This window comes from Xanthomonas hortorum (genome assembly GCF_040279205.1).
Lineage (GTDB): Bacteria > Pseudomonadota > Gammaproteobacteria > Xanthomonadales > Xanthomonadaceae > Xanthomonas > Xanthomonas hortorum_F.
Genome location: NZ_JBEOLS010000022.1, coordinates 21,671 through 41,454 on the forward strand (window position 1 = coordinate 21,671; position 19,784 = coordinate 41,454).

17 protein-coding genes and 1 tRNA gene are annotated in these 19,784 nt (G+C 62.0%); all 18 read right to left on the reverse strand.

Annotation, left to right across the window (positions count from 1 at the left end; translation table 11 throughout):
- Window positions 1–12: 12 nt before the first annotated feature.
- The 18 genes from ABS769_RS10800 to thrS all read right to left on the reverse strand — a co-directional run bounded on the left by ABS769_RS10800 (window position 13) and on the right by thrS (window position 19,511).
- The gene (locus tag ABS769_RS10800; RefSeq protein ID WP_176341197.1) at window positions 13–1,497 is read right to left on the reverse strand and encodes a lipopolysaccharide biosynthesis protein; all 1,485 of its coding nucleotides are present in this window, start codon (window positions 1,495–1,497) and stop codon (window positions 13–15) included.
- A 17-nt stretch (window positions 1,498–1,514) separates the two neighbouring features.
- Entirely contained in the window at window positions 1,515–2,564 is a 1,050-nt protein-coding gene (locus tag ABS769_RS10805; protein WP_317061366.1) for a glycosyltransferase, read from the reverse strand.
- Entirely contained in the window at window positions 2,561–3,703 is a 1,143-nt protein-coding gene (locus tag ABS769_RS10810) for a glycosyltransferase family 4 protein (RefSeq protein WP_317061365.1), read from the reverse strand. The genes ABS769_RS10805 and ABS769_RS10810 overlap by 4 nt, the downstream gene beginning before the upstream one ends.
- Window positions 3,704–3,770: 67 nt before the next feature.
- On the reverse strand, window positions 3,771–4,859 hold the full coding sequence (locus tag ABS769_RS10815; RefSeq protein ID WP_317061364.1) for an acyltransferase family protein: 1,089 nt from the start codon (window positions 4,857–4,859) through the stop codon (window positions 3,771–3,773).
- Window positions 4,860–4,872: 13 nt separating this feature from the next.
- Entirely contained in the window at window positions 4,873–5,964 is a 1,092-nt protein-coding gene (locus ABS769_RS10820; RefSeq protein WP_317061363.1) for an acyltransferase family protein, read from the reverse strand.
- Window positions 5,961–7,247 (reverse strand): polysaccharide biosynthesis protein GumE, encoded by a 1,287-nt coding sequence (locus tag ABS769_RS10825; protein ID WP_317061383.1) that lies wholly within the window; start codon window positions 7,245–7,247, stop codon window positions 5,961–5,963. Before ABS769_RS10825 ends, ABS769_RS10820 begins: the two co-directional genes overlap by 4 nt.
- Window positions 7,248–7,341: 94 nt before the next feature.
- Window positions 7,342–8,796 (reverse strand): undecaprenyl-phosphate glucose phosphotransferase, encoded by a 1,455-nt coding sequence (locus ABS769_RS10830; RefSeq protein WP_023904402.1) that lies wholly within the window; start codon window positions 8,794–8,796, stop codon window positions 7,342–7,344.
- 243 nt (window positions 8,797–9,039) lie between these two features.
- Window positions 9,040–10,479: a GumC family protein gene (locus ABS769_RS10835; RefSeq protein WP_317061362.1), complete on the reverse strand. Its 1,440-nt coding sequence runs from the start codon at window positions 10,477–10,479 to the stop codon at window positions 9,040–9,042.
- The gene (locus ABS769_RS10840) at window positions 10,461–11,159 is read right to left on the reverse strand and encodes a polysaccharide biosynthesis/export family protein (RefSeq protein ID WP_006449137.1); all 699 of its coding nucleotides are present in this window, start codon (window positions 11,157–11,159) and stop codon (window positions 10,461–10,463) included. The genes ABS769_RS10835 and ABS769_RS10840 overlap by 19 nt, the downstream gene beginning before the upstream one ends.
- 471 nt (window positions 11,160–11,630) lie before the next feature.
- Window positions 11,631–11,707 (reverse strand) — tRNA-Pro (locus tag ABS769_RS10845).
- Between the two features lie 61 nt (window positions 11,708–11,768).
- Window positions 11,769–12,125 carry a MerR family transcriptional regulator gene (locus ABS769_RS10850; RefSeq protein WP_317061361.1) on the reverse strand — a complete coding sequence of 119 codons (357 nt, stop codon included), beginning with the start codon at window positions 12,123–12,125 and terminating at the stop codon, window positions 11,769–11,771.
- Window positions 12,106–12,405, reverse strand: coding sequence for an integration host factor subunit alpha (locus ABS769_RS10855; RefSeq protein ID WP_002811076.1), 300 nt, complete (start codon window positions 12,403–12,405; stop codon window positions 12,106–12,108). Before ABS769_RS10855 ends, ABS769_RS10850 begins: the two co-directional genes overlap by 20 nt.
- Before the next feature lie 21 nt (window positions 12,406–12,426).
- Window positions 12,427–14,805, reverse strand: coding sequence for a phenylalanine--tRNA ligase subunit beta (pheT, locus tag ABS769_RS10860; RefSeq protein WP_317061360.1), 2,379 nt, complete (start codon window positions 14,803–14,805; stop codon window positions 12,427–12,429).
- Window positions 14,806–14,920: 115 nt separating this feature from the next.
- The gene (pheS, locus tag ABS769_RS10865) at window positions 14,921–15,916 is read right to left on the reverse strand and encodes a phenylalanine--tRNA ligase subunit alpha (RefSeq protein WP_317061359.1); all 996 of its coding nucleotides are present in this window, start codon (window positions 15,914–15,916) and stop codon (window positions 14,921–14,923) included.
- Between the two features lie 291 nt (window positions 15,917–16,207).
- On the reverse strand, window positions 16,208–16,567 hold the full coding sequence (gene rplT / locus ABS769_RS10870; RefSeq protein ID WP_006449140.1) for a 50S ribosomal protein L20: 360 nt from the start codon (window positions 16,565–16,567) through the stop codon (window positions 16,208–16,210).
- A gap of 10 nt (window positions 16,568–16,577) precedes the next feature.
- Entirely contained in the window at window positions 16,578–16,775 is a 198-nt protein-coding gene (gene rpmI / locus ABS769_RS10875; protein ID WP_006449141.1) for a 50S ribosomal protein L35, read from the reverse strand.
- Between the two features lie 240 nt (window positions 16,776–17,015).
- Window positions 17,016–17,558 carry a translation initiation factor IF-3 gene (infC, locus tag ABS769_RS10880; protein ID WP_080591364.1) on the reverse strand — a complete coding sequence of 181 codons (543 nt, stop codon included), beginning with the start codon at window positions 17,556–17,558 and terminating at the stop codon, window positions 17,016–17,018.
- 48 nt (window positions 17,559–17,606) lie between these two features.
- Complete coding sequence (gene thrS, locus ABS769_RS10885; protein ID WP_317061358.1) at window positions 17,607–19,511, reverse strand: threonine--tRNA ligase; 1,905 nt, start codon at window positions 19,509–19,511, stop codon at window positions 17,607–17,609.
- Between the last annotated feature and the right edge of the window lie 273 nt (window positions 19,512–19,784).

A 19,784-nucleotide genomic window follows, 5' to 3' on the forward strand; every position in this document is an offset into this window, starting at 1 on the left:
ACAGTGTCGATCTCATCGGCGTGCCTTGGCCTGGGTCAGTAATTTGCGGATGTTGACGATGGACAGCACATCGCGGCGGAACGCCGGCCAGATCGCCAGAGCCAGCAGACAGACGACTGCCATCGCCCCTGCACCAGCGGCAAGTTGCTGCCACAACGGGCCACCGGCCACGACGGAGGCGTAGTACGCGCAGCCACCGGCCACACCGTAGGCCACCATCGGGCGCAAGGCGTTGGTGAACAGCGAGCGCACTGGCGCGTCGGAAATCTTGCCAATCCAGACCAGCGACAACGGCCAGATCAATAGCAGCCCGAACGAATAGCCGATCGCCACGCCCATCGCGCCCCAGCGCGAGCCGGCAAAGATGCAACCAATCAGCACGATGCGCCCGACCAGCGAGTAAATCAGCTGCTGGCGCATCAATCCCTTGGACAGGAAGACCCAATAGGTGGCGTAGGACGCGGTCTGGAAAATTCCGCCCAGGGTCAACACCTGAAACAACGGCACCGCATCGCGCCACTGCTCGCCAAGCACCAGCACGATCAACGGCATCGCCAGCGCACAGGAAAAGGCGAACAGTGCAAAGATCAAATGCACCATCACTGTCTGGCCACGCAGCAGGAAAGCGTTGAAGCGTTCGCGGTCGTCCTGCAGCTGAGACAACACCGGCAACGCCACGCTGGTCGCCGGCGCGTTGATCTGGTTCAACGGCATCATCAGCAATTGGAAGGCGCGGTTGTACAGGCCCAGTGCGTCCGGGCCGGTCCGCCAACCGATGATGACCTGGCCGACATTGCGACTGGCATATCCCAGCAACTGCGCGGCCATCAGATTCCAGCCGAAGCTCATGAAATCGCGCATCGGCGCGGCACGCTGGTAGCCGCGCGGCAACCAGCGCGAGCAACTCGCGGCGATCAAGAAATTGACGCTGGCTTGCACCACCTGCTGCACCACCAGCGCCCAATAACCCCAACCGAGCAACGCCGCAGCAACAGCTGCAACCAAGCCCAGCACCTGCGAACCGACATCACTCAACGCCACCTGCCCGAAGCGCAGACCACGGCTCAGATGCGCGCGGTACTGCGTGGTCATGCCGTTGATCAGGAAGGTCACCGCCAGCGCCTGCGAGATCATCACCAGCGCCGGCTCTTTGTAGAAATTGGCGATCAGGTGGGCAGAGGCATACACCACCACCGATAGCGACAAGCCGATACCGCTGTTGATCCAGAACAGGTTGTCGCGTTGTTCGCGGCTCACATGCTTGGCTTGCACGGCAGCGGCGGACAGACCGAAATCGCGCAGGATCTCGGCAGCACCGACGATCGCGGTGACCATCGCCATCAAGCCGTAGTCGTAAGGCGTCAGCAACCGCGCCAGCAGAATGATGCCGCCGAACTGCACGACCATCTTGGCCGACTGGCCGATCATGGTCACCGCTGCGCCACCGGCGGCACGCGAACCGAGGCTGCGTGGTGGGGGCGGCGTGGGGGATGTCATCGTTGGGATCTCTGCGGTCACAGCGCGGCGTCTCCATCCTTGCCGAGCGCTTCCAGGTAGGTGCGGTAGTGCAACTGCCCGATCCGTGGCCAATCACGTTGCGAAAGATCCGGTGCCGGGCCGCGTGGCGCGGCGCGTACCTTGTCCAGCATGCCGGTCAGCAACGCTGCATCGAAGTCGCCTTCATAGAGAAACACCCAGCCCGGGCCGACTTCCTCGGCAATGGCCGCATTCGACTCGCTCCACGGTGCCAGCACCGGGCGCGCCAGCGACAACGCCAGCAGCAGCGTGCCGGAGTTATGCATCTGCCGATACGGCAACACCACCAGCTCGGCCTGGCTGACTTCGCGCGCCAACACCGGCTCTTCGACATAGGCCAGCAGCGCGGTGACACGTGGATCCTGCGCGCAGGCATCCTCCACCAGCGTGCGCATCTGCGGCGTGGCGGGGTTGCCGACGATGCGTAGATTCAAGCGCGCATCGCCTACTTCGCGCATCACATCCAGCAGCGTTTCCACACCCTTGTACGGACGAATCAAACCGAAGTGCAGCAGCCGCCCCGGCACCGTACTGCCCTGCTGCATGGTCGCGAACCAGTCGCGGTAATGGCCATGCAGGATGGTGTCGGTGAATGGCGGTCGCGGCGGCGTGGTCGCATTGATGCGGATCCAGCGACGCGTCAAACGGTCGATCCACCGCAACAGGTTGCGCTCACGCCAACCGCGATCTTCGTGCGGCGCCAGGTTGTGCAAGGTACGCACCACCGGCGTGCCGGTCAGTTGCAGCTTGAGCAACAACAGCGCCGCACACACCTGCTTGGCCAACGTGCCGGCAGCACTCGGATGACGCAGCAGATACTCCGGCCAATGCAGATGCAGTACGTCGTAACGCGACAACAACGCATCGCGCATCGAGAAGAAGCGCGGTTGCACCGCATCCGGCAACGAAGCGTAGAGCTGAGTCAGATACGGATTGGTGTTGGCGTTGGGCTTCTCGGTGGAGAACAGCACGGTGACCTGCGGCTGCGTGGCCGCACGCGTCAGCGAGGCAGACGCAAGCGCACTCATCGCACCGCCTCCTGCGCGCGGCGCGTGCCCAGCGCGGTGTGGTATTCGTCGATATAGCGCCCCACCACATGCTTCCAGTCGTAGCGGCTCACATACGCCATGGATGCGGCGCGACGCGTGTTGAAATCCGCATCCGACTGCAGCGCAAGCGCCTGCACCTGATCGGCCGCTATCTCGAGCCTGTCGCGATTGACGATCACGCCCTGACCGGACTCGCCGGCAAGACGCACGAACGGCGGGATATCGCTGAGGATCGGAATCAGGCCCGCACTCATCGCTTCGACCGCCGCAATGCCGAACCCCTCATGCCGCGACAGGCACACGAAGAACTGTGCCTGGTGCATCAACGCCCGCAACTGTTCCTGCGAAGGCGACATACTCAGCTGCACCTTGTCCTGCAAGCCACGCTCGGCGATCGCCTTGCGCAGATCGGCCTCGTTCAAATCGTACTCGCGGCCGGCGATGATCAGCCGCCACTGCGGGTCGCGCTTGAGCGCGGCCTGGAGCAACTCCAGGGTTTCGATCAGCCCCTTGTTCACCGACCAACGCCCGAAATACAGCATCGTGCGCCCGGGCGTTGTTGCGCCCTGCCCTGCGTACTTCTCCACGTCAACGCCGTTCTCGATCACCCGCAAGCGTGCCGGCGACACCACCTTGGCGAACAGATCGCCATCGTTCTCGCTGGTAGCGATCACCCGCGCATACGCCAGCGCAGAAGTGCGGGTCAGCGTCTGAAACCACAACTGCTTCATCCGCGAGGCGTAAGCGGTATGGAAAAACCCGCCATGCGTGGAGACCACCATCGGCTTGCCATGCAGCGGCCTGGTCAGCGCAAGATAGTCGTAGAAGAAATCGATGCCATGCAGATGCACCAGATGCGCCGAGCGAATCGCACCGAGCACCGATGGCGCAAACGGGTAGCGCGACGAACCGCGGTAACCGATGCGCCGGATCGGCAGGCCCTGATGCGTTTCCTGCGCAGCAAGTTGCGCGCCTGGATCGGTGAACACCCGGTCCAACGTCACGATCTCCACCGTATCGGCACTGTTGGCCTGATGTTGACGGGCCACATTGAGAACGACTTCCTCCATGCCTCCGATCGAAGGATGGAATTGGCGGACAACATGCACCACTTTCATTACGCCAATCTCCTGTGCCCGCAACGCGCAACTGCGTGTTGCGACGGCTGATGATTCTGGAAGCTCGTCATTTACCTTTCAACCCCAACATCCACGGCGCAATGCGCACCAACACTGCACGCATCGGCACACTGGCAACAATCGCCACCGTGCACAAACTCATCGCCCATGCTGGCGTGCCGATCATGCTGGGTGCGATCACACCGGTGCGCGCCACCACACTGGTGAGTACCAGAAACACCAGCGTATGCGTGCACAGAATCAGCAAGGTGTTGGCGCCAATCCACTGCAGCCAACGCCATTGCCGAACGAAGTAGGCAACGCACAAGGTCATCGCCGTGCCCAGCAGGCTGACCAGCAAAAACACCGCAGCGGACTGCCCGAACTGCAGATTGTTCACATCCACTTGCCCGTTCCATGCTGCCAACCACCACCAGGCTGCTGCCAGCACCGGGAGTGCCAATGCCCACGCCATGGCGCCAAGCGATCGCAGCGCATCGGCGTAGCGCGATAGCCAGCCGCCAACGGCGATGAAGAACAGCGCGACCGGCAACACGTCCAACGCAAACGGAAGCCGCAGCTGAAGCGACGGGAACCAGCCTGCCCACGCCAATGCAAGCGGCAGGCAGGTCGCAGCCAGCACCGTCGTACTCAAGCGCGCGCGCAATGCAATGTAGGCGAGCGTGGTGACAAACAGCGCCGGCAAAAACCACAACGCCGGAAGCACATACAGGCTTGCGCCGTTGGCCCAGAACAGACCTGCAAACGGGTCCCACCACGGCAAGCTGTGCGATGGATGCGACGCGCGGCTGGTCACTCCCATCAACATCCAGCAAGCGTAGGCCACCAAGAAGAACGCAAGGTAGGGAATGAGCAGCGTGCGCGCCAACTTCTTGATCGTCGCTACCGTCATTGCACGGCGGCCGAAGCGCTCGCCCACCCAGCCGGACAGCACAAAAAACAACGGAACGTGAAAGCTATAGGCGAACAGCTTGTAGGCCGCCGGCATGCCGCTGGCATGCCCCAACACCACCAGGACGATGGCCAGCGCTTTTGCTGCATCGATCTGCCAATCGCGGGTCAACGCCGGTGCTGGCGCGGCCCTGGCCCCCGAGCTGTCATGCCTGGCTGCAGTGGAATACGGCGCGGTCGTCATGGCGCGGTGCCGGTCATGCCGCCACCGGGCGGGCACCCAATGTCCACGGCGCGAAACGCATCAGGAACCAGCGCAGCGGCACGCATGCGGCCAACGCGAAGATGGTGACGAACAACGCCCAGCCAAGCCCCGGACGCGAGGCACCGAATCCACCAGCCAGTGCTGCAACACCGGAAAGCACAAAAAACACCAGCATGTGCGTGCACAAGATCAACAACGTATTGCGCCCGATCCACTGCACCCATGCCCAGCCTTGCACCAACCGCGCGGCGCAGATCACCATCAGCGACCCAAGCAATGCACTCAGCAGAAACAGCGCATGATTACGGCCGAATTCCAGCATGTTGACGTCGATCCGGCCGTTGACATCAGCCAGCCAGGCAACCGCAATCGCCAGCACTACCGTCGCAAGCACGCTCCCAACCAACGACTTCGGCAGGCGCGGCGAGAGGTGGATCAGCAAGGCGCCAAGTGCATAGAAGCACAGCGACACCGGTAGCACATCCAGCCCGAAAAAAATCCGCACACCCTGTGCCGGGAACCAGTGCATCCAGAACCAGGCCACGACCAGCGACGCCAGCGCAATCACCACCGGCGACAGCCAGCGGCGCAGCAGCACGTAACCAACCACCGTGACCAGCATCACCGGCAGAAACCACAGCGGCGGCTGCACGTACAGGTCCGGGCCGATCCCGGTGAACATCGCCACGATCGGCTCCCACCACGGGTGACTGCCCCAGCGCGCAGCTTTTTCGCCGATATTGCGCGTCAGCAGCCAGTACGCATAGCCGAGCAGATAGAACACCACGTACGGCAGCAACAGGCTGCGCGCCTGCTTGCTGACGGTCTGCGACAGCCCGGTGGCGCGCGAGGCGTACCCGGAGGCCAGCCAGCCGGAGACCAGAAAAAACAGCGGCACATGGAAGCTGTAGGCGAACAAGGTCATGCCGTGCGGCACGCCCTTGGCGTGGCAAAACACCACCAGCAAAATCGCGATCGCCTTGGCGGCATCGATACGCAAGTCGCGACCGCGTTGCGGGGTGGCGACGTGTGCGCCGGCAGTCGGCAAGACCGGCTGCTGTGCCTGCGTCGCCGCCAGAGTCATCGCGCCCCTCCCGCAGGCAATGGCAGCTGCCCGCCATCGGCGGTTGGATCCTGCTTGCTCACCTTAGCCGCCGTTGCAGCAGACCAGGTCGGCAGCATGTGCCACATGCAGCCGCACACGAACCACCACAGCGCCGATGTCTTGATCGAAAAGTAGCCGTTGGACACCAGCAGACTCAGCGCGAACGCAAAGATCGCCAGATTCTTGAACAGCTGCCCTTCCTTGCTCGGCATCAGCAGCAGGAACGAATAGGACAACAGAAACGCCAGCACGCCGACGATCGACTGCGATGCGATGAAGTAGGCAATACCACTGTCGAAGTAGCGATACGCCTGCGCAAAATCCAGGCCCATCCAGGACTCGAATGACAGGTTGTTCATCGAATATACGGTGAAGAATATCCGCCCCATCGTGTTGTCCTGATAGGCGGTGATCCCGGTGATCCACACCAGCAACCACGCGGTCATGATCACCACCAGAAACACCAGGAACGCCAGTCGCTGATCCAGGCGTTTCAATAGCGGCGACAGCAACACCATCAGCACACAGGTGCCCGCCGCGAGCCGTCCATCGGAGGCAACGATCATGAAACCGATCAAGCCGACCGATAGAATCAGCATCGACGGCCGCATCCAACGCCAGAACACCAACACGATTGCGGTGAAGAAGCAGATGTAATTGCCCATCGTCACCGGCTCGATGAACATCGAGGAGGCGCGCGGCAGGTTGGAGCCCGGCAGGAAGTTACGTTCGCCCGGCCGCGTGGCGCTGACGAACAGATTGCTGTCTTCGTTCCAGAAGCCTTCCGCGCTCATGCCACGCGCATTGACGAAGAAGCTCTTCGGATTGACCAGATCGCCGTAGGCGCTTGGCATCGCCAGCTCAAAGGCGGCAACCAGCGAGACGATGATCGTCATGCGCACGAACAGCTTGGGCACCGACCCGGTATAGGCCGAACCCAGCACGACAAACGCAAATACCACCAGGGCATCGCGGAAAAATTTGGGATCGATCTGCCAGTTCACCAAAAAGCGCACGAACATCAAGGTGACGATCAGCCCCAATCCGCTGATGATCAACGCGATGCGCTTGCGGCTCATCGAACCCAGGCCAAGCAGGAAGCACGCGGCGTAGATGATGAACTCGACTGCATAGGTGATCACCGGACGCACCGTGAACACGTTCGCGTTGATCAGCGCCAGCACCAGGTTGTACCCCACGCCGACCAACAGCGTCAGTTCGATCAGCAGGTTATGCCAGCGAACGCGGGTCTCCTCGCTCATTTGGATCAGCATGCAGACGCCTGCTTGAAAGGGGCGGCTGCGATGCAGCCGCCCGCGGCGCTGGATGCGCCAGGTCGCACACTACCCACCATCATCAGTACGCGGTCTTCTGTCCGAACACACGCACCGCAGTCAGCACGATGATGCGGATATCCAGCCACAGCGACCAACGACGGATGTAGTCGAGGTCGTACTGGATACGCTTCTTCATCGTGCGCAGTTCCGGGGTTTCGCCGCGGAAACCGTTCACCTGCGCCCAACCGGTGATGCCCGGCTTAACGTAGTGCCGCTGCATGTAATGGTTGATCAGCTTTTCGTAGTGCGTGTTGTGCTGCGCGGCGTGCGGACGCGGGCCCACGATCGACATGCTGCCGCCCAGCACGTTGAAGATCTGCGGCAACTCATCCAGGCTGCTGCGACGCAGGAACGAACCGAAGCGCGTGATGCGGGTGTCGTTCTTGGTCGCCTGCTGGATGGTGGTGCCGTGGTCGTCATGCACGCGCATCGAGCGGAACTTGAACATGTAGAACTCGCGACCACCCAGGCCGTGACGACGCTGACGGAAGAACACCGGGCCCGGCGAACTCATCTTGACGCCCACCGCAATCGCCGCCATCAACGGCCACAGGCCCATCAGCGCGATCACGGCCAGGATCTTGTCCTGCAGCGCCTTGGCGACCACGAAGTAATTGTCGCGATCCACACCGCCCTGACGCAGATTGATCACCGGCACATTGCCGATCTGCTCGCCAGACTGATTCAACAGACCGAAGTCGAACAGATCCGGCACCAGCTTCACGTTGATCGGATAACGATCCAGACGCTGCAGCAACTGCTTGATGTGATCGCGCTCGCCCAGCGGCAGCGAGATCCATACCTGCTCGACCTGGTTGTCCTTCAGATACTCGATCAACGCGTCCGGGTCGCCCAGGCACGGCAACGACTGCCGCTGCTCGGTCACGGCGATGTCGTACGGCGTACGAAAGTAGCCGACCAGATTCATGCCCACCCAGGGATTGCGGCTGAGGTAGTGATTGATCTTCATCACCGGATGGCGCAGACCCACCACCACCACACGCTGCACATCCACGCCTTGCGTACGCAAATGGTTCAGGAAGCCGCGCAGTACCGTGCGTGCCGCCACCAGCGAAGCCAGACCGCCCACGAACCATAGGCCGATCCAGCCGCGCGACACCTGCTCGCCCACCTGCACGATCAGCGCGTGCACCGCGAACAACGCGAACACACCACCGAACGCACCACCCAGGACCAACAACTCGCTCAACAACCCGCGACCGCGCCAGCTGCGATACAGCGGAAACAGCGCAAAGCAGATCACCGAATACAGCAAGGTGGTGGCGATCGCGACCCGATACGGCGCCGCCGGCACCCAGGAGCCGAACACGATGCGATACGCAATCAGTCCGGAGACCACGACCATGGTCAGGTCGAAGACGCGCAGAACCAGGTCGGCTGCAGCCGAATACTTGGACAACAATCGCGGCGAGGATGTGGTGTAGGTCGCGCTACTCAAGTCTGCCAAAAGCATGGGGATGTCCTCCAAACTCGATACGGCGCATGCGGGGGAACATACGAAACGCACGCGAGCTTTCAATCATCTCCGTCGAACGATCACCGCGGTAATACCTACCGACCCCAGATCGCACGACAGCCCTTTGTTTCAACAGAGACAAACTTTCAAACGAGGGATCTCGAAACTTACGGGATCCGACTTTTTCCACGCTGAATCAGTTGTCACTTAAATTAACCACCGTTTTGCAACATCACGATGTCAGTTCAACCGGGTCTCTGGCCCATTGCCTCGCAGGAAGTAGCGCACGAGGGCCACAGCCACACCAAGGAATACGCCAAAGATGAAGCCTAAGGCGAGGTTCAATTTGAGTTTCGGTGAAGTCTTCGACGTAGGCACGTCTGCGGTATCGACGATGGTCACGTTGTTGGCGCCCACGTTGCTCGCAACACCGATCTCTTTATAGCGCTGCAGGAGCGCATCGTAGAGCTGACGGTTGGTATCGACGTCGCGCTTGAGCATGTTGTACTGGATGCTGCGACTCTGCAGATCCAGCTCGTTATTACGCAGACCGGCGATGCGCTCGTTGAGCAAACGCTCCTGCTGAACCGACGCGTCGTAGGCGGCCTTCAACGATTGACGGATATTGATGACCTCGCCATTGATCTGACGGCGCGACTCTTCGATCTGCGCCTTCAGCCGCTGCATTTCCGGGTAATCCGGCTTGAAAGTCGACAGCTTCTGCTGGTACTCGGTGTTCAAGCGGATCTGCTCACCGCGCAGGCTCTGGATCAACGGATTGCCCAGCACCTGCGGCAACGACATGCTGTCGCCGGTGCTGACCTGACGCCATGCCGCCTCGGCCTTGATGCGCGTGTCCTGTGCAGAGGCAAGCATCGCGTTGAGATCGCCCAGGTTCTGCGCCGCAAGCGATGGCTTGTCATCGCCCATCGACACGATCTGCTCGTCGGTCGAATACGCGACCAGTGTCTTTTCCGAATCTTCGACCTTGCCGCGCAACTGCTCCAGACGTTCGGACAGGAACTTGGTCGCGAACGAGGACGCGTTCATCCGCCGCTCTTGCGTGCTGACGATGAAGACCTTGGTATAGGTATTGGCGATCTTGGCGGCCAGCACCGGGTCCGGCGAGTCGTAGTTGACGTAGACCAGGCGCGAATTGAGGATCGGCTCGACCACCAATCCGGCCAGCAGAGTGTCGGTCAAGGTGCGCTCGACGATCGCCTGGCGCGAATCGACCGACTTGCCGGCTTCCGGATTCTTGGCCGCAGCCTTCTCCAGTGCCTCGTCGACCTGCGCCTTGAACGCCGGCTCCTGATCCAGCTTGGCTTCGCGGATCACTGCACGCGCCAACGAACGGCTCTGCAGCAACTGGTACTGGGTCTGGTAGAAATCGCGATCCTGCGGCGATTCCACCGGCATCAGATTGTCGACGTTCACCACGTTGAGCGAATCACGCTCGATCTGCAGCGTGCTGGTGGCGCGGTACTTCTCCGGCATCAACAGCGTGATGCCGAAGGCCAGCAGCACTGCGAACAGCGTGACCCCGATGATCAACCAGCGCTGCGAGACCAGCGCACGCCAGTAGTCGAGCAAACCCACATCCGCCAGCTCGAGATGGCCGTGACGATGAGAAGAAGAGGAACGATTTTCGGAATTCATACTCATCGGTAAGCGCGCCACACCATTACCAAGGGGGTCAGTTCAAGCATGGTGCGCAGCCAGATGCGTGCGTCCGAGCGATACACCACAACGATGTCGCCGCCGTAGATCTCGGGGTCGGGATTGGCACCCTTCTCGATCTCGGTCAGGTCGAATCTAGCGATCATTTTTTGCCCATTGACGATGCGGAAGACAATGACATTGCCGCGACTGGCCACCGTACTGACACCCTTTGCCTGCGCAATCGCTTGCTGCAAGGTCAGGTTGGAGCCGATCACCGGGTAAATCCCGGGCGCGTCCACCGCACCAGTGACCGTGACCCGGCGGCCGTTGGATTCCTCCACGAACACCGACACTTGCGGCTGTTGCAGATATCCGGCGGCGTAGCGTTCTGCGACCAGTTTTTCCAGCTCGCCGACGCCCAGGCCGGTGGCCTTGACATCGCCGATCAGTGGCAGCGAGATATGGCCGTTCTGATCGATGCGGACCTGCCGCTCCAGATCATCGACTTGAAATACCTTGACCAACAGCAAGTCGCCCGGCGCCAGTCGATACTCTGGCTGCACTGCGGACATCGCAAGCGGATCCGGGAGCGGCAGAGAGTCCGCCATCTTCGGACCGGTGCTGCAAGCGCCCAGTGTCATCGAGCAGATCAACGCCAGGCTGAGGCCTTGGCAGAATCGTTCGATCAGTCTTTTCATGCGTGTAGCTGGCTGCCTTGATTGGTGGGACAGGAACCCGCGCAGCATTCAACCGGCCAACACGCCAGCACGAACGTACGACAGAGAAATTCATCCCGTATGACATCGGGATCACGACAGGTGTGACGTGTTGCACTGCACTATGGCATAGAAAGAAAACATCGCAAGACGCTGCACGCCATTTTTTTGACGGCGTTGGCCTATTGATTCAAGTTCGTCGTTGTGACGTTAAAAAAACGTGATCCAGTTACTAATCACGCGCTAATGATTTGGAGGATTTTCGGATACTTAGCACCGCTCTGTGATCCAGGTCCACAGCAGGCGGGACCGTGTAAAGCGGGCTCTTCGGCCCTTTTCCTGCTGCAGCGCACTATGCCGTTCTGCATATGCAGCGCCTTTCCCCGAAGCCCGAATCCACATGCTGCGATGCAACAAAAAAGCCCATGTCAGTGAAGACATGGGCTTTGTGTTTGGTCGGGGTAGCCGGATTTGAACCGACGACCACTAGTCCCCCAGACTAGTGCGCTACCAGGCTGCGCTATACCCCGAAGATGCTGCACCCCGTCGCGAGGACGGCCTGCGATTATAGCGGCTTTGCGACACAATTTCCTAGCGGCGCAGCAGCTGCAACACTTCTTCCAGCTCCATGCGCACCTGCTTGATGATCTGGTTGCTCAACGCCGACTCGCTCTTGGCGCCATTGCCTTCCAGGCGCAGACGTGCGCCACCGATGGTGTAGCCCTGTTCGTACAGCAGGCCGCGGATCTGCCGCACCATCAGCACGTCATGGCGCTGGTAGTAGCGCCGGTTGCCGCGCCGCTTGACCGGCTCCAGGCTCGGAAATTCGGTTTCCCAATAGCGCAGCACATGCGGTTTGACATCGCACAACTCGCTGACCTCGCCGATGGTGAAGTAGCGCTTGGCCGGGATCGGCGGTAGCTCGCGATTACTGCCCGGATCCAGCATAAGCCTCCACCCGCTCCTTGAGCTTCTGGCCCGGACGGAAGGTCACCACCGTGCGGGCCGAAATCGGAATTTCCTCGCCAGTCTTGGGATTGCGACCGGGCCGTTGATTCTTGCGCCGCAGATCGAAGTTGCCGAAACCGGACAACTTCACCTGACGGCCCTGCTCCAGCGCATCGCGCAGCACATCGAAGAAGGCGTCGACAAATTCCTTTGCCTCGCGCTTGTTCAGACCGACCTCGTCGAACAGACGTTCGGCCATCTCCGCTTTCGTCAATGCCATGCCAATCCCCTGGTTACCGCCTCAACTCCGAATCCGGGCGCGGTGCTCGCGCTCGATCACGGCCACCACATCGGCAACGACTGCGTCGACGTCCCGGTCGGTGAGAGTGCGCGAGTTATCCTGCAAAATCAAGCCCATAGCCAGACTCTTGAAACCTGGCTCGACCCCCTGCCCGACATAGCGATCGAACAGCTGCACCTCGCGCAACAACGGGCCAACCGTGGTGCGCACACTGGCAGACAACGCCGCCCAGCTCACCTCTTCCGGCACCAGGAAGGCCAGATCGCGACGCACCGAGGGGAACCGCGACAGCTCGCCGGCACGCGGCAGCGCACGCTGCACCAGCGGCGCCAGCTGCAGCTCGAACGCGATCACGTCCACGTCAATCTCCAAGTGCTTGGCCAGACGCGGATGCACCTGCCCGATCCAGCCGATGCGCACGCCATCGCGATGGATATCGGCCGACCGACCCGGATGCCCGAATGCCTGCGTGGAAGGCTGGAAATCCAGCACCGCGCCACTGGCCGCAGCCAGCGCCACCAGATCGCCCTTCAGATCGTGGAAATCCACTTTGCGTGCAGACTCGCCCCACTGCAGCGCCAAGGCATCGCCACAGACTGCTGCGGCGACGTGCTGCGCTTCCTGCGGCGCGGCACCGGTCTCGGCAGACGCTGTGAATACCTTGCCCAGCTCGAACAGGCGCACCCGCCCGGCCTGGCGGGCGGCGTTGCGGCCCAGCGTCGCCACCAGACCCGGCAACAAGCGCGGACGCATGATTGCAAGTTCCGCACTGAGCGGATTCGCCAGCGGCACCAGGCCATCGGTCAGCTGCCAGCGCTCCAACAGGTTCGCATCGACAAAAGCGTAATTGATGGTTTCCTGCAGCTCGCGCGCCACCAGCTGGCGACGCACGCTGAGTTCGTCCAGCTGGGTTTCGCTCGGCATCGCGATCCGGCTTGCGCCACCGGGCAGCGTGGTCGGCACACGGTCATAGCCGTGGATACGCGCCAGCTCTTCGATCAGATCTTCTTCGATGGCGATGTCGAAGCGACGGCTCGGCGCCATCACCTGCCAACCTTCGGCCACCGCATCTAGATGCATGCCGAGCGCAGTGAGAATGCGCACAACCTCGGCATCGTCGATCTGGATGCCCAGCACGCGCGCGATCCGCGCACGCCGCAGCAGGATGCGCGCAGGCTGCGGCAGATGCTGCGGCAATTGCGCATGTACGACCGGGCCCGGCGTCCCACCGGCCAGCTCCAGCACCAGCCGCGTCGCCACTTCGATCGCCTGTGGCGGCAACGCCGGATCCACACCACGCTCGAAGCGATGACCGGCATCGGTATGCAACCCGAGCTTGCGGCCACGTCCCATGATCGCGGCCGGATCGAAATACGCCGATTCCAGAAATACGTTGCGCGTGGCCTCGGTGACGCGCGTCTCCAAACCACCCATCAGACCGGCCAGCGCAACCGGCCGGCCTGCATCGGTGATGGTCAGAAAGCTATCGTCCAAGGTGACCTGACGCCCATCCAACAGCGCGAGCTGCTCGCCACTGCGCGAACGCCGCACACCGATCGGCCCCTGCAGCGTGTCCAGGTCGAACGCATGCATCGGCTGGCCGAGCTCCAGCATCACGTACTGGGTGATATCCACCAGCAGCGACACCGGCCGCACGCCACAGCGACGCAGGCGCTCGGCCAACCACACCGGCGTTTTTGCCGCCGGGTCGATGCCTTCGATCACGCGACCGCAGTAACGCGGCGCCTCGTTGCCGGCCTCCAGCTCCACCGACAAGGTACGCGTCGACACCGGCGCCACCGCGCCCGCATCGAAGGCCACCACTTCGCTGGCGCAGGCTGCGGCCACATCGAAGGCGATGCCACGCACGCTGAAGCAATCGGCGCGATTGGGCGTGAGCTTGATCTCGATGCTGGCATCTGGCAGCCCCAGATACTCGGCTAAGGCCTGACCCACTGGCGCATCGTCCGGCAGCTCGAACAGGCCGGACGCGTCGCTGTCCAGACCCAGCTCCTTGGCCGAACACAACATGCCGTTAGACGCCACACCGCGCAGCTTGGTCGCGGTGATGGTCAGCGCACCGATCTGCGCACCGACCAGCGCCAACGGCGCCACCAGACCGGCACGCGCATTGGGCGCGCCACACACGATCTGCAGCAACTCGCCCTGCCCTGCATCGACGCTGCAGACCTGCAGACGATCGGCCTCCGGGTGACGCACCGCCTCGACGATGCGCGCCACCACCACCTGACCCAGGGCCTCACCCAACGGCGTGACCTCTTCGACCTCCAGACCGATCGCCGTCAGCGTCGCGGCAAGCTCGTCGCGGCTCGCCTGGATGGGAACGTGGCTGCGCAGCCAATTTTCAGAGAATTTCATGAGGGGCCGGGATTGGGGATTCGGGATTGGGGATTAGCTAAAACGCGTCGACGGAGTCTGGGGCGGACCGGGGCGCCGTTGCGAATCCCCAATCCCAAATCCCCAATCCCCGCCGTCAGGCGAACTGCCTGAGGAAGCGCACATCGTTCTCGAAGAACGCGCGCAGGTCGTTGACGCCGTAGCGCAGCATCGCAAAGCGCTCCACGCCCAGGCCAAACGCGAAGCCGGTGTAGCGCTCCGGGTCGATGCCCACGCTGCGCAGCACGTTCGGATGCACCATGCCGCAGCCCAGCACTTCCAACCAACGCGTGCTGCCATCGGGCTGCTGCCAGGCGATATCCACTTCCGCACCCGGCTCCACGAACGGGAAATAGCTGGGGCGGAAGCGCATTTCGAAATCGCGCTCGAAGAACGCACGCACGAACTCGGACAAGGTGCCCTTGAGGTCGGCGAAGTTGGAATGCTCGTCCACCAGCAGGCCTTCGACCTGATGGAACATCGGCGAATGGGTCTGGTCCGAATCGGAGCGATACACCTTGCCGGCCGCGATCATGCGCAGCGGCGGCTTGTGTGCATCCATGTAACGCACCTGCACACCGGAGGTATGAGTGCGCAACAGGCGGCCATCGCCGAAATAGAACGTGTCGTGCATCGCGCGCGCCGGATGGTGCGGCGGAAAGTTCAGGGCTTCGAAGTTGTGCCAGTCGTCCTCGATCTCCGGACCATCGGACAACTCATAGCCCAGGCGCGCAAAGATCTCGACGATGCGCTCAAGCGTGCGCGTGACCGGGTGCAGTCCACCGCGTTCGCTGCGGCGCCCCGGCAAGGTGACATCGATCCGCTCCCCGGCCAGACGTGCGTCCAGTGCGGCGTTTTCCAGCGTGTGCTTGCGCTCGGACAGCGCAGCGGTCAGCGCGTCGCGCGACAGGTTAATCGCTTCGCCAGCGGCCTTGCGCTGATCGGCTGGCAGCGTGCCGAGCTGCTTGAGCTGGGCAGTGATGCTGCCGCTCTTGCCCAGCAATGCAACGCGCAGCGCTTCCAGTTGGTCCGGCGTCTTTGCGGCGGCCACATCGGCCAGCGCGCGCTCGGTCAGGGATTGAATCTCACTCATTGCACTCGCGCCTCAACTGCTCAGCCGAACGGTGTTTCCGGATGCACCGGAACGCATTACCACATGACTCTTGCCAACCATCCAAATCTAGAGATGCCGGCTATTTAAAACGCAAAAGGGGAAGGACTCGCGCCCTTCCCCCTGCATATCTGCGTTTCATCACCAAAAGCAGGCACACGAGTGTGCGGCTGCTCGAGATGATCTACCCCTTCAACAGTCCGCACATGGATGTGCGGGCTCTTGCGAAGGACTCGCACCAACGACGTGCGGGCTCCTGCGAGGGACCTGCATTTACGCCGCCAGCGCGCCCTTTGCCTTCTCAGCCAGCGCGGCAAAGCCGGCGGCGTCGTGCACGGCGATATCAGCCAGTACCTTGCGGTCCAGGGTAATACCAGCCTTGAGCATGCCGTTCATGAAACGGCTGTAGCTCAGACCATTGATGCGGGCAGCCGCATTGATGCGGGTGATCCAAAGCGCACGGAACACGCGCTTCTTCTGCTTACGGCCAATGTAAGCGTACTGCTGTGCCTTGATGACCGCCTGCTTGGCAACGCGGAAGACCTTACGACGAGCGTTGTAGTAGCCCTTCGCCAGATTCAGAATTTTCTTGTGGCGGCGGCGCGCCTGCACACCACGCTTTACTCGTGCCATGGTTCAGTCCTCAGAGATAGGGAAGCATACGATCGAGACGGCCTGCGTCCTCGGGACGGACGTGGTTCGTCTGCCGCAAGTTGCGCTTCCGCTTGGTCGCTTTCTTCGTGAGGATATGGCTACGGTTTGCGTGGCCGCACTTGTACTTGCCGGAGGCGGTCTTGCGGAAACGCTTGGCCGCCGCCCGGTTGGTCTTGATCTTGGGCATTGCAATGTCCTTGATGGTGTTTTGTCACTGACCCGGGCGGCAGTCTTGCGACCACGCTTTCCATCCTTGCCCTTGCCTGCTTGTAAGTCCTTGATCGAACACGATCCGGACAGGTCCTGTACCGCTTACGCGGCGCCACGGTAAAACCGGGCCGCGCAGTATGCCCGTTGCCGGGAATTCTTGCAAATCGCTGCTGTCTGCACTGCGACCGACCCCGCCGGGGCCGGCCGCAACGCGGGATCAGATCTTCTTCTTGGGCGCGATCATCATGACCATCTGCCGCCCTTCCAGGCGCGGACGCGACTCGATGACGATGTCGTCGCCAAGATCGGCCTCGATCCGGGACGCCATTTCGCGACCCAGCTCCTGGTGGCTCATTTCGCGGCCACGGAAGCGGATGTTGACCTTGACCTTGTCGCCCTCTTCCAGGAAGCGACGCATGTTGCGCAGCTTGATCTGGTAGTCGCCCTCGTCCGTGACCGGACGGAACTTGAGTTCCTTGATCTCAACCTGCTTGGTCTTCTTCTTGGCCTCGTTGGCCTTTTTTTGCTGCTCGAACTTGAACTTGCCGAAATCCATGATCTTGCAGACCGGCGGATCGGCCTGCGGCTGGATTTCGACCAGATCCAGGCCTTCTTCCTCGGCCTTGGCGAGCGCTTCGTCGCGCGACAACACGCCGACCATCTCTCCGTCACTGCCGATCACGCGGACGCGCGGCACGCGGATTTCTTGGTTCTTGCGGTTCTGTTTGTTGTCAGGGGTACTGATATTGCAATCTCCCAGGGGAATCGAACCGGCGCATCCGGATCATCCAGACCGGCCGGGGTTGGCTCACGCTGCCTGCTCTGCCTGCAGACGCTCGACGAAGGCCGAGACCGTCATGGTCCCGAGGTCTTCTCCCGAACGTGTCCGCACGGCGACGGCGCCGTTTTCCTTCTCGCGGTCACCGACCACGAGCAGATAGGGCACGCGTTGCAGCGTATGCTCGCGAATCTTATATCCGATCTTCTCGTTACGCAAATCGGCGTTTACACGGAAGCCTTGATTTGCAAGGGTTTTCCGAACCGAGTCCACATAGTCTGCCTGGGCATCGGTGATATTTGCGACAACGACCTGGACCGGGGCGAGCCAGGAGGGGAAGGCGCCGGCGTGGTGTTCGATCAAAATGCCGATGAAACGCTCCATCGACCCGACGATCGCCCGGTGCAGCATGACCGGATGCTTTTTCTGGCTGTGCTCATCCACGTACTCGGCGCCAAGGCGGCCGGGCATCATGAAATCGACCTGCATGGTGCCCAGCTGCCAGGTGCGGCCAATGGCGTCCTTGAGGTGATATTCGATCTTGGGGCCGTAGAAGGCGCCCTCGCCCGGCAGCTCCTGCCACTCCACCCCGCACACGCCCAGCGCGCTGCGCAGCGCTGCTTCGGCCTTGTCCCAGGTGACGTCGTCGCCCAGGCGCTTTTCCGGACGCAGCGCGATCTTGATCTCGATGTCGTCGAAGCCGAACGCGGTGTAGACCGCCAGGGCCTGCTGATGGAAGGCGGTGACTTCGGATTCGATCTGCGATTCCAGGCAGAACACGTGCCCGTCGTCCTGGGTGAAGCCGCGCACGCGCAGGATGCCGTGCAGCGCGCCGGAGGGCTCGTTGCGGTGGCACGCACCGAACTCGCCGTAGCGGATCGGCAGGTCGCGGTAGCTGTGCAGGCCCTGATTGAACACCTGCACGTGGCCAGGGCAGTTCATCGGCTTGACCGCATAGGTGCGCTTCTCCGACTCGGTGAAGAACATCGCGTCCTGGTAGTTGTCCCAGTGGCCGGATTTCTGCCATAGCGACACGTCCAGGATCTGCGGGCAACGTACTTCGCCGTAGCCGCTGTCGCGATAGACCTTGCGCATGTATTGCTCGACCACCTGCCACAGCGACCAGCCCTTGGGATGCCAGAACACCAGGCCGGGCGCCTCTTCCTGCAGATGGAACAGGTCCTGCTGTTTGCCGATGCGGCGATGGTCGCGCTTGTCGGCTTCTTCCATACGCAGGATGTAGGCGTCCAGCTGTTTCTTGTCGGCCCAGGCGGTGCCGTAGATGCGCTGCAGCTGCTCGTTCTTGGCATCGCCGCGCCAGTAGGCGCCGGAAATGCGGGTCAGCTTGAACGCCTTGAGGAAGCGCGTATTGGGCACGTGCGGGCCACGGCACATGTCCACGTATTCCTGGTGGTAGTACAGGCCCATCGCGGTAATGTCGGCGGACATGTCCTCGATCAGGCGCAGCTTGTACTCCTCGCCGCGCTGCGCGAACAGCTCGATCACCTCGGCGCGCGGGGTGACTTTCTTGATCACCTCGTAGTCCTGCGCGATCAATTCCTGCATGCGCTGCTCGATCGCGGCCATGTCGTCCGGCGTGAACGGGCGTTCGCTGTAGATGTCGTAATAGAAGCCTTCGGCGATGACCGGGCCGATTACCATCTTGACCTCCGGGTACAGCTGCTTGACCGCATGCCCGACCAGATGCGCGCAGGAGTGGCGGATGATCTCCACGCCTTCGGCGTCCTTGGCGGTGATGATGCGCAAGCTGGCGTCATGGTCGATGACGTCACTGGCATCGACCAGTTGGCCGTCCACCTGGCCGGCGATGGTGGCCTTGGCCAGGCCGGCGCCGATCGACTGGGCGACCTGCATCACCGAGACGGGGGATTCGAATTCGCGGCGGCTGCCGTCGGGGAGCGTGATGTTGATCATGGGCAAGAATGAGGTCTGTGCTGGCTGCAGCGCGACGGCTGCAAGGGAGATCTGCCCACTGCGGGACAGGCTCGGATAGGGATGCGGCGAGAGGTGATGCAGAAAGAACGCCGTGCGGGCGCCGTGCGAACTGGCGCGGCCGGAATCAGCAGTGGGCGGTGGTAGTGCTCATGTCGCACGCTGGGCCGGCGCGGGGCGCGGGCCACCTTCTCGCAAGGGGTCTTGGAGGCGAATGGTAAACCAATCAGCCCGGCGTTGCGCGTTGCGGCACGG